Origin of the sequence: Sphingomonas sp. CCH9-F2, from assembly GCF_001556735.1 — a bacterium.
GTDB classification, from domain to species: domain Bacteria; phylum Pseudomonadota; class Alphaproteobacteria; order Sphingomonadales; family Sphingomonadaceae; genus Sphingomonas; species Sphingomonas ginsenosidimutans.
This window is the reverse complement of sequence record NZ_LSJO01000176.1, coordinates 20794-33246: the sequence shown is the minus strand read 5'-3', so window position 1 is coordinate 33246 and position 12453 is coordinate 20794. Positions and strand designations below refer to the sequence as shown.

The window sequence follows — 12453 nt, the reverse complement described above, 5'->3', positions numbered from 1 at the left end:
GTTCCGCGATCGCCAGCACCCCACCCCGCGCGTCATGGCGCGCCGGTCCGCCTGCCCGATCCGCGGCAAGGCCATTGAACGCGGCCCGCACATGACCGATCAACGGCGCCGGACCCTGGGGGACGTGCATGAAGAAGGATCTGACCATCACCACCGGCGTCGCCGCCGCGCTGCTCCTGTCGGGATGCGGCCAGCGCGACGACTGGACCGCGCAGCGCGACACCGCCGTCTGCACGGACCGGTCGGGCAACCGCGTTCCCGACGACCGCTGCGACCGTCGCCACGCCGGCGGCCGTGGCAGCGGCTTCCTGTGGTATTATCTCGGCCGCAACAGCGGGATCCCCGCTTATGGCGAGCGGGCGACGGGCGGATCGTGGTCGCGTCCCGCGGGATCGACCTTCTACCGCGCGCCGGCATCCACCGCGATGACGCGCGCCGCGGCGGTGGCGCGCGGCGGCTTCGGCTCCTCGGCGCACCGCTTCGGCAGCATCCACGCATGATCCGCGAGACGATCGAACCGCGCCGGGGCTGGCGCGCGACGGTCGAGGCGGAGGGGCTGATCTGGCATACCGCCGATGGACGGCCCTATTGGAACGAGGCCGCCTGCTACCGCTTCACGCCCGCGCAGGTCGCCACGATCGAGGCCGCCACCGCCGAGCTGTACCGCCTCTTCCTGGTCGCGGGCGACGCGATCGTCGGCGATCGCGCCATGCTGCGCCGGTTCGGCATCCCGGAGGCGTTCCATGGCCCGATCGCCGATGCGTGGAACGCCGAACCGCCCGCGCTCGACTATGGCCGGTTCGACCTGGGCTATGACGGCCAGGGCGCGCCGAAGCTGTTCGAGTTCAACTGCGACACGCCGACCTCGCTGCTGGAGGCGGCGGTGATCCAGTGGACGTGGAAGGAGGAACGGTTTCCGCACGCCGACCAGTTCAACAGCATCCACGATCGACTGGTCGCACGCTGGTCGGCGCTTCGCGGCGACCTGCCCGCGACCGTCCACTTCGCGCATGTCGCCGATGATGAGGATGCCGTCACCACCGCCTATCTGCGCGACACCGCGCAGCGCGCCGGGCTGGCCACGGTGCCGATCCTGATCGACGATCTCGGATGGGACGGGGACGCACGCTGCTTCGTCGATACCGGCGACCGGCGGATCGCGGCGCTGTTCAAGCTGTACCCGTGGGAATGGCTCGCCAACGAAGCGTTCGCACCCCAGTTGCTCGACAGCCTGGCGCACGGCGAGACGCGGTGGCTGGAACCGGTGTGGAAGATGATCTGGTCGAACAAGGGCATCCTGCCCGTGCTGGACGATCTGTTTCCCGGACACCCCAATCTGCTCGCCGCCGCCTGGTCACCACCTGCCGACGCGGACGCGGTGGCCAAGCCGCTGCTCGCGCGCGAGGGGGCGAACGTCTCGCTTCGCCGCGCCGGCACGATCGTTGCCGAAACCGGCGGCGATTATGGCGACGAGGGATACGTCTTTCAGGAACTCTACCCTCTGCCCCAGCCCGCGCCGGGTATCTTCCCCGTCATCGGCAGCTGGGTCGTGGGTGGCGAGCCGGCCGGCATGGGCATTCGCGAGGACGGGCTCATCACCGGGAATGGCGCGCGCTTCGTTCCGCATGTCATCGCCCCGGCGGTCCGCGGCGATTCCTTATGAATTACCCGATTTGATGAACCTAAGACCCCTTCGTAAATCGTCATTAAGCAACCTCGGTTCACAAGCCGGGTCATGGCGGGGGGCGCAAGGTGCTAATCAAGATCAAGACGTCGGAGGCACGGGTCGGAATGTTCGTCCATATGGTGGACGGCGGCTGGCTCGCGAGTCCCTTCTGGCGCTCGCAACTTCTACTGACGCGACAGGCGCAGATCGACAAGCTGGTCGACGCGGGGATCGCGGAGATCGTTATCGATACGAGCCGCGGCGTCGGCCCGGCCGACGCCGGCGCCGCGACCGCCTGCGCTGTCGTCGTCGATCCGCCGGAGGAATCGGAGCCACCCGCGGCGTTCGCCCCCGCTGCGCCCTATAACGGGCCGGAGCGGCGCGCCCGCCGCCGTCCGGCGACCGAGCTGGACCGCGCGCGCGAGACCGTCGAACGATCGAAGGAAGCGGTATCGCGGATGTTCTCCGAAGTGCGGCTGGGCCACGCGGTCGACGCCGCCGCCATCTCGCCGCTGGTCGATGAGATCGCCGCCTCGGTCGCGCGCGATTCGACCGCGATCATCAAGGTCACGCGGCTGAAGAACAAGGACGAATACACCTACCTCCATTCGGTGGCGGTCTGCGCCCTGCTCATCAACCTCGCGCGCCGCATGGGGCTGCCGGAGGATGAGGTCCGCGACCTCGGCATGGCCGGGATGCTCCACGATATCGGCAAGATGGCGGTGCCCAGCGCGCTGCTCGACAAGCCCGGCAAGCTGGAGCCGAACGAATTCAGCGTGGTGCAGACGCATCCGGTCAAGGGACATGCGCTGCTCCTGGAAAGCGACGGGGTCGCGCCGCCGGTCCTCGACGTGTGCCTGCATCACCACGAACGGATCGACGGCAGCGGCTATCCGCACGGGCTGAGCGCGGCGCAGCTCAGCCTCCACGCGCGCATGGGGGCGATCTGCGACGTCTATGACGCGGTCACCTCCGATCGCCCGTACAAGCGCCCGTGGTCGCCCAGCGAAGCGCTGTCCCGCATGTCGTCGTGGACGGGGCATTTCGATCCCGAACTGCTGGCGATCTTCATCGAGAGCATCGGCATCTACCCGGTCGGCACGCTGGTGCGGCTGCGCAGCAACCAGCTGGCGATCGTCACCGCGGTGAACGACGAAGACCCGACGCTGCCGGTGGTCCGCGCGTTCTTCGACATCCCGACGCAGGCGTTCGTGCCGCAGCGCGACCTGGATACCGCGCGGTCGCGGTCGGAGGATACCGTGCACCGCACCGAACGGGGCAGCTACTGGTTCAGCGATGCCTGGCCGCAGGTGATGGAAGCCGTCAGGACCGGCCGCACCCCGCCGCGCGCCAGCGCCGCGCCCGCCGCGCCGACGCCCCTGGCGATGGGGGCCTGATCCGATGCGGACATCCGTTTCGCCCCGCCACCGGCTGCTTGCCTGGCTGTCGCCCGACGTCGCCGGTGCGGCGGCCGCCGTCGAGGATCACGATCAACCGCCGCGCGACAGCGGCCGCGGCGCCGTGCACCGTCGCCTGTACGACGACATCGGCGATTTCCTGTTCCGCAACGGCCTGGCCCCGTCGCCGGCCAATTTCGCGGTGGCGCACGCCTATATCTCCGGCGAGGACTGGGACATCGCGCAGGCGGTGGCGACGCATCTTCAGAGCGGCGCGGCGCTTCTCGACGACGACGTCGCGCGCATCCTGGAATCGCGCGCCGCCGATGAACTGACGCCGGAAGCGCTGACGCAGCTGGCACAGACGCTGGAAAGCGGGCTGGTCGACTATCGCCTGATGATCGGCGAATCGCGCTCCAACGCGACCCATCTCGGCGACGAGCTGGATCGCGAAGCCGCCAACCTGGACAGCGATCCCGTCGGCGCGCTGCACCGTATCATCACGGTCACGCGCGAGGCGGTGGAAAAGACCCGGCGGATGGAGGAACAGCTCCAGCGCAGCCAGCGCGAGGCGGACCAGCTCAAGGCCGACCTAGAAAGCGCGCGCCGCGCCGCCGAGCAGGATCACCTGACCGGGCTGCCCAACCGCCGCAGTTTCGAGCGTCACCTGCGCGAGGCGCTGGCCGCGGACGGCCCGCCGCCCACGCTGGCGCTGTGCGACATCGACGATTTCAAGCAGATCAACGATCGCTTTGGTCATCCGGCGGGCGACCGGGTGCTCAAATTCGTCGCCGGCTTCCTCGAAGGGCAGCTGGGCAAGGCCGCGATCGTATCGCGCTACGGCGGGGAGGAATTCGCCTGCCTGTTCCGCGAGGCGGACACGCTCGAGGCGCGCGACCTGCTCGATACGGTGCGCGAACGGCTCAGCACGCGCTCGCTCGTCAACCAGGAAACCGGCGAGGCGATGGGATCGCTGACCTTCTCCGCCGGGGTCGCCCCGGTCGAGGGCGATCGCACCGCACAGGCGTTCCACGATGCCGATCACGCGCTCTACACCGCCAAGCGCAGTGGGAAGAACATGGTGATCGCGGCGCGCTGACCGCGCCGCGATCGCTTCGTCGGCGGCCAGTCTACAGCGGCCAGTCGTCAGCGAATCGTGTCGACCACCGCGGCCCAGGCGGCGATCTCCGCATCCATGTGGCGGATCACCGTCAGGTCGCCGGCGCGCGCATGGACCGGGTCGATCGTCACCTCGCCCTCCCATTCCCAGGTGGCGTTTCCGGTGATCGTCACCATCCCCTCCGCCGTCGCGCTGGCGCGGACCAGCCCGCCGCGGTTGAGCACCGCGATCTCGTGCGCGACGGCGATCCGCCCGGTCAGCCCCGCGGCATAGGTGGACGCCGCCATCGCGCTGCCACAACTGTCGGTCAGCCCGACGCCGCGCTCGAACGTGCGCACGAACAGCGCGTCGGGGCCGCGCACCTCGACGAACGACACATTGGCGCGGTTGGGTAGCCAGTCGGGTGCCGCCTCGCACGCCATGCCGACGCGCACCAGTTCCTCCTCGTCGATACGCTCGACGAAGGCGATCAGGTGCGGGTTGGGGATGGCCACCGCCGTGAACGCGCGCGCGGTCGGCAGCATCGCGATCGGTGCCTCGACGATCCGGTCGCGATCGCCCGCCAGCGGCCAGGCGGCGACGTTCAGCGTCGCCGGGCCAGCGGTCTCGCGCACTGCATAGACGCCGGTCGCGACGTCGGGCGCGCGCGCCACCTCCGCGCGGCTGGTCTTCAGCCGCACCGTCGCGCGCGTGATCCCCAGCGCCTCGAACCCCGCGCGCGCGACGCAGCGCAGGCCGTTCAGACACGTCTCCGCCTCCGATCCGTCGCGGTTGAACATCCGCATCCCGAATGCCGTCCCGTCAGCGGTATCGTCTCCGGCGGTCAGCACCAGCAGCCCGTCGCCCCCGACCGGCCCCGCCGGGTCCGCCAGCGCGCGCGCCACCTGCGCCCATTGCGCCTCGTCCAGCGACAGCGCGCGCCCGTCGATCAACGGGAAATCGTTGCCCGACCCGTGGCATTTGGTGAACCGTATCCGCATCGCCCCGACGTGCGCCGCCCGGCGCGTCAGGGCAAGCCCCTATCACGGCAGGCGGTAATGGTCGGCGACGCGATCCAGCGCCAGCGTGAGCACCAGCCGCCCGCTGCGCGTCGGCCAGCCCAGCGCACGCTCGCTGGCGGGCAGCCCCTCGCCCGCGCAGACGACGCGCCACAGGATGTCGGACAGCCCCGCGCCCGCCGCGGCGATGGCGCCGTCGAAGCGCCGCTTCGCCGCCAGCTGCGCCTCGGTCGGGTCCAGCCCGTCGCGGCATCCGCCATCGACGCGCGGCTGCCACTGCATCGTCACCGACGCGCCCAGCGCCGCGCGCTCGTAATCGGTGCGCAGGCGTTCGCCCGCCTCGTTCTGCCGCGCCGTCACCAGCCCGCGCGCCGCCAGCCACGCGAGCGCCGATTCGCGGCGATTGACCGTCACCGTGCGCCCCCGCGCCCCGCCCGTGACGACCGCGCCGCGGCGCCCCGCGCCGTCGATCCTCTGTTCCACCAGCTCGCGCATGTCCGCTCCTGCCTCGCCTTCGATGACCGCACGGCTGGCGCAAGTTGGAAGATGTAGGACAGCAACCTTGCAACGGATGGAAGATGGTGGGCGCTGACGGGTTCGAACCGCCGACCTACTCGGTGTAAACGAGCCGCTCTACCAGCTGAGCTAAGCGCCCGGCGCCTAGAAACCTAGGATTTCTGCCGTTGCCGCTCTCTCTACTCATGGACCCGGAGGGATCAAGAGGGATCGGAAAGGGAACGCAGGGAACCAGAAGTCCCGAACTATCCCCGAACGCCTCAAAATAATTTGTGCTACAGCAAAAAACCGCTTGTGCATTTATGCTGTGGCATATATCCGATGTCCATCGGCACCGAGCCGGTCGGGCGCCTCGCCGGATCAGGGGCGGAGACAGACGATGGCCGAATTCCAGCCCACTCCCACCATCATCCGCCAGACCGATCGTTTCGCTCTCGCGCAGGTCGGCGCGTCGATCGAGGCGACCGGCGATAACGTGCGCGGCGCCGGCAATCCGATCATGATCGCAGACATCGAAGCGAACTCTACGCATTTCCTGCGTCCGCAGCTGGTGGCCTTCAAGCGGGCGGGGGCAGTCGCGGTTGTCTTGATCAACGTTGCCGGCAAGAATGGCTGGGCGACGATCACGGCAGACCAGTGGGCGATCGGCGCCGATGAGCGCGCTCGCTACGCCGCCTGGGATGCGCCGCGCCGTGCCGAACGGCAGAAGCGCGTTGCCGCAGAGCGCAAGTTTGACCGCGGCTACAATGAGGGTGGTGAAGGGTACAACCCGTATCGCCACGGCAGCGCCCCCACCTATCGCTGATCCACAGACAAAGGACCACGGCAAATGACCACCAAGATCCTGACGCAGAGCGAAGCAATCGCCGCCATCCAGGCCAAGATTGCCGACCCGCAGAACACTGCCCTCGCCGTTGCCCTGTCGCGGCCGGAACAAGCGGACGACCCTTACGGCGTATGGGTCGCGCGGCATGACCGGGCCAAGTTTGCGGTCGTCGTCGGCCCGGACAACCGGGGAGATGGCATCGACGTGCTGCTCCGACCGTCGACGCGCGCCCAAATCTCGATCCGCCTTGTCCGCGATCCGGTCATGGGCTGGCACTTTGCCGATGGCCAGAGCGACAAGCAGATCGACGGGCTTGACGGAAACCTCCTGGCGGTCGCCAACGGGCACTGACATGGCCAACCACCCCAACCGCTCGCGTCGTAACCGTCCAGCGCCGTCCCCCACCTGGGAGACGGCGTCGGCACCCGCCGTCGCGCCGATCGACGACACCGACCAGCAGCCGCCCCGCCGACGCGGTCGCCCGGTGATGGGCGACGGTGCGAAGCGCAACAAGACGATGCGGCTGTCGCCCGACGTCATCGACGCCCTGCGCGCAGACCCGCGCACCGATGATGAGATCGTCCGCGCCGGGCTGGCGGCGAAACCCTGACGGGTGACCCGGCGCGAAAAGATTGCGCGGAACATCGCAAGAACAAAAATGCTGGCGGGATCGCCCCGGCCGCGTCATCCTGCGCCGATGGACGCCCGCCAGAACCTCCTCCGATTCGCCGCCGATCGCGGCGAAAGCCTCACGTCGCTGTCGTGCAAGATCGGCCGCAACGTCGCCTATCTCCAGCAGTTCGTCACCCGCGGCTCACCCAGGCGCCTGCCGGAAGAGGAGCGCCGCATGCTGGCCATCACCCTCAACGTCGACGAACGGCTGCTGGGCGCGCGTGACCCGTGGACCCCGGCGCCATGAGGCAGGTCGATCGCGACGAACTGATCTACATCGTCGCGGGCGCGCTCCGCGATGTCCCCGCCAGCGTCCGCAACGATCTGACCCACCACAGCATCGCGCGCCGCGACATGGCCCGCGTGCTGGTCGCCACGACGATCGCCGACCGCGCGCTCAACCGGTACGAGGTGCTGTCCGCCGCCCCGTACACCGACCAGATGGGCGCAAGCGCCTTTTCCAAGCCGATCGCCCGGATGCTGGGGCAGGAGGTCGGCACAGGGATCACCTATGAGGGCGACCCCGATGCGTAAGCGCCTCCCCCCGATCGAAGCGATCGTGCTGGCGACCCTCATGGCCATCAGCGCGATCGCGACGATCCGGGGCTGGATCAGTTGACGACAGCCGGGTCGACGATCTGGGGGAGCCACGCCTTGACCGAATTGGCGACCAGCCGCCCGGCCTCGATCGCCCCGCGCGCGTTCTGGTGAATGTTGTCCTGCCCGCTGTCCTTGACGAAATTGGCGCCGCCGGCCGCCATGTCGCCCGTCGAACCCATCAGCTGATACAGGTTCGGCCCCTGCTTGATCTGCGTCGCCGAAAACGCGCCCGTTAGGAACGTGTAGGACGATGCCAGCGCCGCGCTGAGCGTCTCATACCCGGCGGTGCTGCCACCAGCCGGGCTGTACTCCGCCAGCCCGAGATGCACCGTATAGCCCCGGTTGGCGAAGAACGAAGCGACGCTGTTGATTGCGCCCTGGTACAGCCCGCTGGTCTGGCCTGTGTCGGATTGGCCGTTGCACAATATGATGATCCGCTCGCGCGCGCTGCGGATACGCGCCATTTCCTCATGACAGCGCCGCAGAATGCCGAACGGATCGAACCCGGCTCGCGTCTCCGAACACGCGCCCGGGCCATAGGTGTAGCCCAGAAAGGTGGTGGAGACGCTTACGCAGGTCCATGTGACGGTGCCATCGGCGACGGTGCTGCCCACCGTCGCCGCCGAAAAGTCGGGTGCCGACGCCGCCGTCGTGTTGGTCCCGACTTCCCGGATGAAATCCAGATTCTGATTTACGCCGCTATCGTTCGGCAGGAACGTCCCCTGGTGGAAGGCATAGGCACGGCGCCCGGTCGTGCAGACGAAGACCTTGCCGCTCGCCACGCCATAGTCGCCGATATAGCCGCGGTCACCGGGCACATCCGCCGCCCGCTGCTGGCGCGCCGGCTGGGATCGCCATCCGGCGATGTCGAGAATCTGGCCCGCCGCATCGCGCAGCATCGACATGCTGCCGATCGACGCATTGACCATCTGCGCATTGTAACCCCAATCCCACAGATCGTCATAAATCTTGAAATGATACCCCCCGTTCAGCGACCCCGCCGGCCCCACCGGGTAGCGCACTCCCGGATTGCGAAGGCTTGCGAACGCCTGCGGGAACGCGGTGCGCGACGCCATGCCCCCGATCGTCTCGGTCGGCGACACCTGCCCGCGCTGATTGGACTGGCCCACGATCGCAAAGGCGATGGGCGTGCGGGACAAACGAAAACGAAGATCGGCCATGATACTGTCTCCTATGGAAAATCGGATGGGGTCAGGGCCGTGCAAAGGCGGCGAACAGCGCAGCCTCCGTCACGACGTCGATCTGCGCGCGCTTGGTGTCGGCATAGTCGATCACCTCTTGCAGCCCGGTCATGTCGGCGTGCCACACCATCAGCGCCACGCCCTTGTTGGCGATCGTCTGGTCGATGTGCGCGGTGCGGAAGCCGCTCGCGCCGCCGCCCGACGCATCGGCGGCCAGTGCATGGACCCAGCCGTAATCCGGCCAGGGATAGCTTTCGCCGAACACCAACGGCGGATTGAGGCCGCGCGGGCTGTCGAAGGATCGAACGCCCCGGTAGTTGTCGCGGAAGGTCGGCCAGCTGGCGAGCGACCGTGGCCCGATCGCCGAAAAATAGCTCCCGAATCCGCCGCCGGTCAGCCCGCGCGCGGCCATCCACGCCTTCAGCGCATCGACCTCGGTCTGGTTCTGGACGTTCTCGGCCGACCATGCCTGCGACGCGATCTGCCAGCCTTCGGCCTGCATCTGCTGAAGCTGTGCAGTCGTCAGCTTGGTCGCGTCGCTGTCGATCACCGCCTGCACAGCGCCGGGGAACAGCACGCCAGCCCAACCCTTCGCACGGATCGCCGGCAGAGCGGTGTCGTACTGGCTGATATGCCCGTCGTCGAAACACAGGATCAGCTTCGCCTTGGTCAGCGGGTTGGCCTGGAAACGGATCGGTCCAAACTGGAACTGGACGATCGGCTGACTGCTCGCGGACCGAATGCGCAGCCTGATCCAGCGGATCTGTGAAAGGTCGGCCCCGGCGCCAGCGACGCGGGTGGTCCCTCCCTCTGCGATCATCGCGGTGCTGAACGCCACGGTCTGCCAGCGACCTGCGGTTGTGCCCGAACCGGTCGAGCCGTTTTTCATCATCGTCACGCCGTCGTTCCAGCCCAGGATGCCGCTGTAATCTCCCGTGGGAGTGCCGATCGTGGTGGACGAATGCAGTTCGATGTCGAACGCGCTGAGGTTGCCGATGTTGGCGGCATGTTTGACGGTCATCTCGATCGAGCCGCCGCGAAGGTCTGTCGGGCCTGCCAGCGGGATCGTCAGGAAATAGTGCGTGTTCGCGGCCGGCGGGACGAACTGCAGCACCGTCGCCTGCCCCATCGGGTTGTCGCCGTTCGTCGCGTCGCTCAATCCTCCCCCCGACGCGATGACGCCGGTTGCGGTCGATTCCATGGCATGAAGCAACAGCTTTGCCGGAAGACGCGGCAGGGGAACAGAAGGCGATCCGCCCATTCGTCCCCCGGCGACCGGCAGCGCCGGAAGGGAAGGACCGGCCGGAAGCCCAGGCATCCCGATCATCAGATTTTCTCCACCAGAATGGCGCCATCGGCATCGACCATGATCGCGCCGTCTACGTCGGTACGGATGACGTACCCGGCCGGTGCAGCGAGTAGCTGACCGGCCCCATGCCATGAGGGCCGGGGCGCCCCACCGGGCGCCGCAGGCGCAACCGGCGCACTCGGCATCGCTGGAATGGCAATCATCGCCGCTGCTCCTTTCGTGTCGTCATGATCGGCCACGCCTCCCACAGGAGCCGCCGCTTGGCCTCGCACGCGGCCAGGTCGATCCGCCCCGACCGGATCGCGTCTTCGGCGTCTGCGGCCGTGGCGCTACCGTCCGGCTGGCGGGGCATCGGGGTCGGGGTGCACGGCGCCGCCGCGGCCCCCGGCGGGGTCGGGATCGTCGGAAAGCTCGGCATCGAGCGCGTCGATCCCGCGCACGCGGTCAGCGCCAAGGCACACAGCCCGGCCAGCAGGGGTCGCAGCATAATCCCTCACGGTGTTGGTGGATCGGATGATGATCGGCTGGCGCGCGGCCAGCCGGTCGGCATAGGTGGCCGTGGCGGTCGACAGCCGCGCGGCATAGTCGCGCTCCGCCGACAGGCGCGCGGCATCGGCGCGGGCGATCTCCGCGGTCCAGGACGCGCGCTCGTTCGCCAGCGTGCGCCGCACGTCGCCCAGCCGCGCGCGATCGACCAGCCACCCCGCCGCCAGCGCGACGATCGGGATCGCCCACCAGCAGCGACGCAGCAGCGCCAGGGCGGCGGTCACGCCTCGTCCCGCGACAGCGGCTCCCCGTTGCTCGCCAGCTGCACCGGCGCGCCGATGCGCGGACGGCTCGCCGGCCAGCGCCGCGCGACGCAGCGATCCTTGGCGATCCACGCCAGCGTCACCGCATCGCCCTGATTGCCGCCCAGCACGCGGTACGCGTCCGCGCGCTCGCCGACGTAGAAACCGACGTGCCCGCCGCCCGACCGCTCGAACACCAGCACGGCGCCCGGCGCCAGATTGTCGGCGTTGATCGGCACGCCCCACGACGCCCACGCCTTCGCGCGGACCGCGATCTTGGGCGGGATCAACCCCGCCTCGGTCACGCACTGGGCCGCGAACAGCCCGCACCACGGCACGCTGTCGGCGTTGTAGACCATGCCCAGCACCTTGGTGCCCAGCCGCTTGGCCCAGCCCATGATCGTCGGGTTGTTGGCGACGCCGGGCGCCTCGCGCGTGCCAAGCTTCGCCCGCGCGGCCGTCAGCCACGGCGGTTCCTTTGCCATCGTCAGTCCTTTCGGTTTGCGAGGGGCCTCACCCCTCCTTGGGGTCATCCCCGCCCAGCATCCGCGCGAGCGGCGCGGGCAGCAGCATCGGCAGGATCTTGAGCATCAGCTTGATGGCGCCGATCCCGGTCCACCCGGCGCAGATGCCCGCGAACAGCACCATCCACACCGGCTGCGCGAAATGGGACGCCAGCGCCCCGCCCAGCGCGCCGAACGCCGGCAGCAACGTCGCCAGCACCGCGATGTCGCGCCACGTCACCGGCTTGCCCGCCTCGATCTTCTGGCCGATGCGCAGGCCCTGACCCGCGGCGACGGCGAAGCTCGCCAGCACATACGCCTGCCAGTCCTTCACAGCGTCACCACCGCAATCCCCAGGCCCGTCAGGACCAGGATTCCGGACACCAGGAAACTGGCCGTCCGATGTCGCGAAAAACCGGCCATCACGAAGCTGATGCCGGTCACCGACAGCACCGCCGTCAGGCAGTCCGTCACCACGTCGAACGCGACCCATGTATCGGGATGCAGGCTGACCAGCCGGATCGCATCGCCCATCGACCCGGACAGGTACGACAGCCCCACCAGCACGCAGCCGGCGAAAAACAGCGTCGCGCTCCACGGCGTCTCGATCGCGCTCGCCAGATCGACGTGCAGCTGGTCGACCGCCCCGCGAAAGCGCGCGCGGCACACCCGCCCGTCGCCGCGGCACCATGCGAGGTGCCAGCCCGCGACGCCGATCGGCATCAGCCAGTGGCCCGACGCGACCGCGAAGCGCGCGCCATACAGCATCATCGTCCAGATCGACGTGACGATGATGATATGGGCAAGCGGGGTCATCGCGCGCCGTCCCCGGCCGCGCCGCGATCGTGGTGCATCA

Annotated in this window: 18 protein-coding genes and 1 tRNA gene; 9 read left to right on the top strand and 10 right to left on the bottom strand. The window is 68.8% G+C overall.

Annotated elements, in window-relative coordinates:
- Nucleotides 1–128 precede the first annotated feature (128 nt).
- The 4 genes from AX685_RS05315 (at nt 129) to AX685_RS05300 (ending at nt 4162) form a co-directional block, all read left to right on the top strand.
- The gene (locus AX685_RS05315; RefSeq protein WP_066486186.1) at nt 129–500 is read left to right on the top strand and encodes a hypothetical protein; all 372 of its coding nucleotides are present in this window, start codon (nt 129–131) and stop codon (nt 498–500) included.
- Complete coding sequence (locus AX685_RS05310) at nt 497–1663, top strand: glutathionylspermidine synthase family protein (protein WP_066486184.1); 1167 nt, start codon at nt 497–499, stop codon at nt 1661–1663. The genes AX685_RS05315 and AX685_RS05310 overlap by 4 nt, the downstream gene beginning before the upstream one ends.
- An 89-nt stretch (nt 1664–1752) precedes the next feature.
- Entirely contained in the window at nt 1753–3063 is a 1311-nt protein-coding gene (locus AX685_RS05305) for an HD-GYP domain-containing protein (RefSeq protein WP_066486182.1), read from the top strand.
- Between the two features lie 4 nt (nt 3064–3067).
- Nucleotides 3068–4162, top strand: coding sequence for a GGDEF domain-containing protein (locus AX685_RS05300; RefSeq protein ID WP_066486180.1), 1095 nt, complete (start codon nt 3068–3070; stop codon nt 4160–4162).
- Nucleotides 4163–4209: 47 nt separating this feature from the next.
- Here the strand turns inward: AX685_RS05300 and dapF are convergent, their stop codons facing one another.
- From dapF to AX685_RS05285, 3 genes are all read right to left on the bottom strand, one after another.
- Nucleotides 4210–5163 (bottom strand): diaminopimelate epimerase, encoded by a 954-nt coding sequence (dapF, locus tag AX685_RS05295; RefSeq protein ID WP_066486179.1) that lies wholly within the window; start codon nt 5161–5163, stop codon nt 4210–4212.
- A 42-nt stretch (nt 5164–5205) separates the two neighbouring features.
- On the bottom strand, nt 5206–5676 hold the full coding sequence (locus tag AX685_RS05290) for a DUF6456 domain-containing protein (RefSeq protein ID WP_066486177.1): 471 nt from the start codon (nt 5674–5676) through the stop codon (nt 5206–5208).
- Nucleotides 5677–5760: 84 nt separating this feature from the next.
- Nucleotides 5761–5836 (bottom strand) — tRNA-Val (locus AX685_RS05285).
- 240 nt (nt 5837–6076) lie between these two features.
- Here AX685_RS05285 and AX685_RS05280 point away from each other — a divergent pair.
- From AX685_RS05280 to AX685_RS05260, 5 genes are read left to right on the top strand one after another with little or no spacing between them, the layout of a single operon-like run.
- Nucleotides 6077–6502 (top strand): hypothetical protein, encoded by a 426-nt coding sequence (locus tag AX685_RS05280; RefSeq protein ID WP_066486175.1) that lies wholly within the window; start codon nt 6077–6079, stop codon nt 6500–6502.
- Nucleotides 6503–6526: 24 nt separating this feature from the next.
- Nucleotides 6527–6874, top strand: a complete 348-nt coding sequence (locus AX685_RS05275; protein WP_066486173.1) for a hypothetical protein — start codon at nt 6527–6529, stop codon at nt 6872–6874.
- Nucleotide 6875: 1 nt separating this feature from the next.
- Nucleotides 6876–7133, top strand: coding sequence for a hypothetical protein (locus AX685_RS05270; RefSeq protein ID WP_066486171.1), 258 nt, complete (start codon nt 6876–6878; stop codon nt 7131–7133).
- 3 nt (nt 7134–7136) lie between these two features.
- A complete protein-coding gene (locus tag AX685_RS05265) occupies nt 7137–7442 on the top strand; it encodes a hypothetical protein (protein ID WP_156445688.1) in 306 nt (101 codons plus the stop codon).
- Nucleotides 7439–7729 carry a hypothetical protein gene (locus tag AX685_RS05260; RefSeq protein WP_156445687.1) on the top strand — a complete coding sequence of 97 codons (291 nt, stop codon included), beginning with the start codon at nt 7439–7441 and terminating at the stop codon, nt 7727–7729. The genes AX685_RS05265 and AX685_RS05260 overlap by 4 nt, the downstream gene beginning before the upstream one ends.
- Before the next feature lie 77 nt (nt 7730–7806).
- On the opposite strand, the gene AX685_RS05255 is transcribed toward AX685_RS05260, so the two are convergent.
- The 7 genes from AX685_RS05255 to AX685_RS05225 all read right to left on the bottom strand — a co-directional run bounded on the left by AX685_RS05255 (nt 7807) and on the right by AX685_RS05225 (nt 12413).
- On the bottom strand, nt 7807–8976 hold the full coding sequence (locus tag AX685_RS05255; protein WP_066486167.1) for a hypothetical protein: 1170 nt from the start codon (nt 8974–8976) through the stop codon (nt 7807–7809).
- Between the two features lie 31 nt (nt 8977–9007).
- Entirely contained in the window at nt 9008–10198 is a 1191-nt protein-coding gene (locus AX685_RS05250; protein WP_066486164.1) for a polysaccharide deacetylase family protein, read from the bottom strand.
- A gap of 125 nt (nt 10199–10323) precedes the next feature.
- Complete coding sequence (locus tag AX685_RS22335; protein ID WP_197418497.1) at nt 10324–10545, bottom strand: hypothetical protein; 222 nt, start codon at nt 10543–10545, stop codon at nt 10324–10326.
- A gap of 90 nt (nt 10546–10635) precedes the next feature.
- On the bottom strand, nt 10636–11076 hold the full coding sequence (locus tag AX685_RS05240) for a hypothetical protein (protein WP_066486159.1): 441 nt from the start codon (nt 11074–11076) through the stop codon (nt 10636–10638).
- Nucleotides 11073–11579, bottom strand: a complete 507-nt coding sequence (locus tag AX685_RS05235; RefSeq protein ID WP_066486151.1) for a TIGR02594 family protein — start codon at nt 11577–11579, stop codon at nt 11073–11075. Before AX685_RS05235 ends, AX685_RS05240 begins: the two co-directional genes overlap by 4 nt.
- 28 nt (nt 11580–11607) lie before the next feature.
- A complete protein-coding gene (locus tag AX685_RS05230; RefSeq protein ID WP_066486148.1) occupies nt 11608–11931 on the bottom strand; it encodes a hypothetical protein in 324 nt (107 codons plus the stop codon).
- Nucleotides 11928–12413: a hypothetical protein gene (locus AX685_RS05225; RefSeq protein ID WP_066486145.1), complete on the bottom strand. Its 486-nt coding sequence runs from the start codon at nt 12411–12413 to the stop codon at nt 11928–11930. Before AX685_RS05225 ends, AX685_RS05230 begins: the two co-directional genes overlap by 4 nt.
- Between the last annotated feature and the right edge of the window lie 40 nt (nt 12414–12453).

What these genes read in the sequence shown, in the direction of transcription:
- AX685_RS05315 (WP_066486186.1), top strand. Translation starts at nt 129, where the DNA reads ATGAAGAAGGATCTGACCATCACCACCGGCGTCGCCGCCGCGCTGCTC.
- AX685_RS05310 (WP_066486184.1), top strand. Translation starts at nt 497, where the DNA reads ATGATCCGCGAGACGATCGAACCGCGCCGGGGCTGGCGCGCGACGGTC.
- AX685_RS05300 (WP_066486180.1), top strand. Translation starts at nt 3,068, where the DNA reads ATGCGGACATCCGTTTCGCCCCGCCACCGGCTGCTTGCCTGGCTGTCG.
- dapF (WP_066486179.1), bottom strand. Translation starts at nt 5,163, where the DNA reads ATGCGGATACGGTTCACCAAATGCCACGGGTCGGGCAACGATTTCCCG.
- AX685_RS05290 (WP_066486177.1), bottom strand. Translation starts at nt 5,676, where the DNA reads ATGCGCGAGCTGGTGGAACAGAGGATCGACGGCGCGGGGCGCCGCGGC.
- AX685_RS05280 (WP_066486175.1), top strand. Translation starts at nt 6,077, where the DNA reads ATGGCCGAATTCCAGCCCACTCCCACCATCATCCGCCAGACCGATCGT.
- AX685_RS05275 (WP_066486173.1), top strand. Translation starts at nt 6,527, where the DNA reads ATGACCACCAAGATCCTGACGCAGAGCGAAGCAATCGCCGCCATCCAG.
- AX685_RS05270 (WP_066486171.1), top strand. Translation starts at nt 6,876, where the DNA reads ATGGCCAACCACCCCAACCGCTCGCGTCGTAACCGTCCAGCGCCGTCC.
- AX685_RS05260 (WP_156445687.1), top strand. Translation starts at nt 7,439, where the DNA reads ATGAGGCAGGTCGATCGCGACGAACTGATCTACATCGTCGCGGGCGCG.
- AX685_RS05255 (WP_066486167.1), bottom strand. Translation starts at nt 8,976, where the DNA reads ATGGCCGATCTTCGTTTTCGTTTGTCCCGCACGCCCATCGCCTTTGCG.
- AX685_RS05250 (WP_066486164.1), bottom strand. Translation starts at nt 10,198, where the DNA reads ATGGAATCGACCGCAACCGGCGTCATCGCGTCGGGGGGAGGATTGAGC.
- AX685_RS05235 (WP_066486151.1), bottom strand. Translation starts at nt 11,579, where the DNA reads ATGGCAAAGGAACCGCCGTGGCTGACGGCCGCGCGGGCGAAGCTTGGC.
- AX685_RS05225 (WP_066486145.1), bottom strand. Translation starts at nt 12,413, where the DNA reads ATGACCCCGCTTGCCCATATCATCATCGTCACGTCGATCTGGACGATG.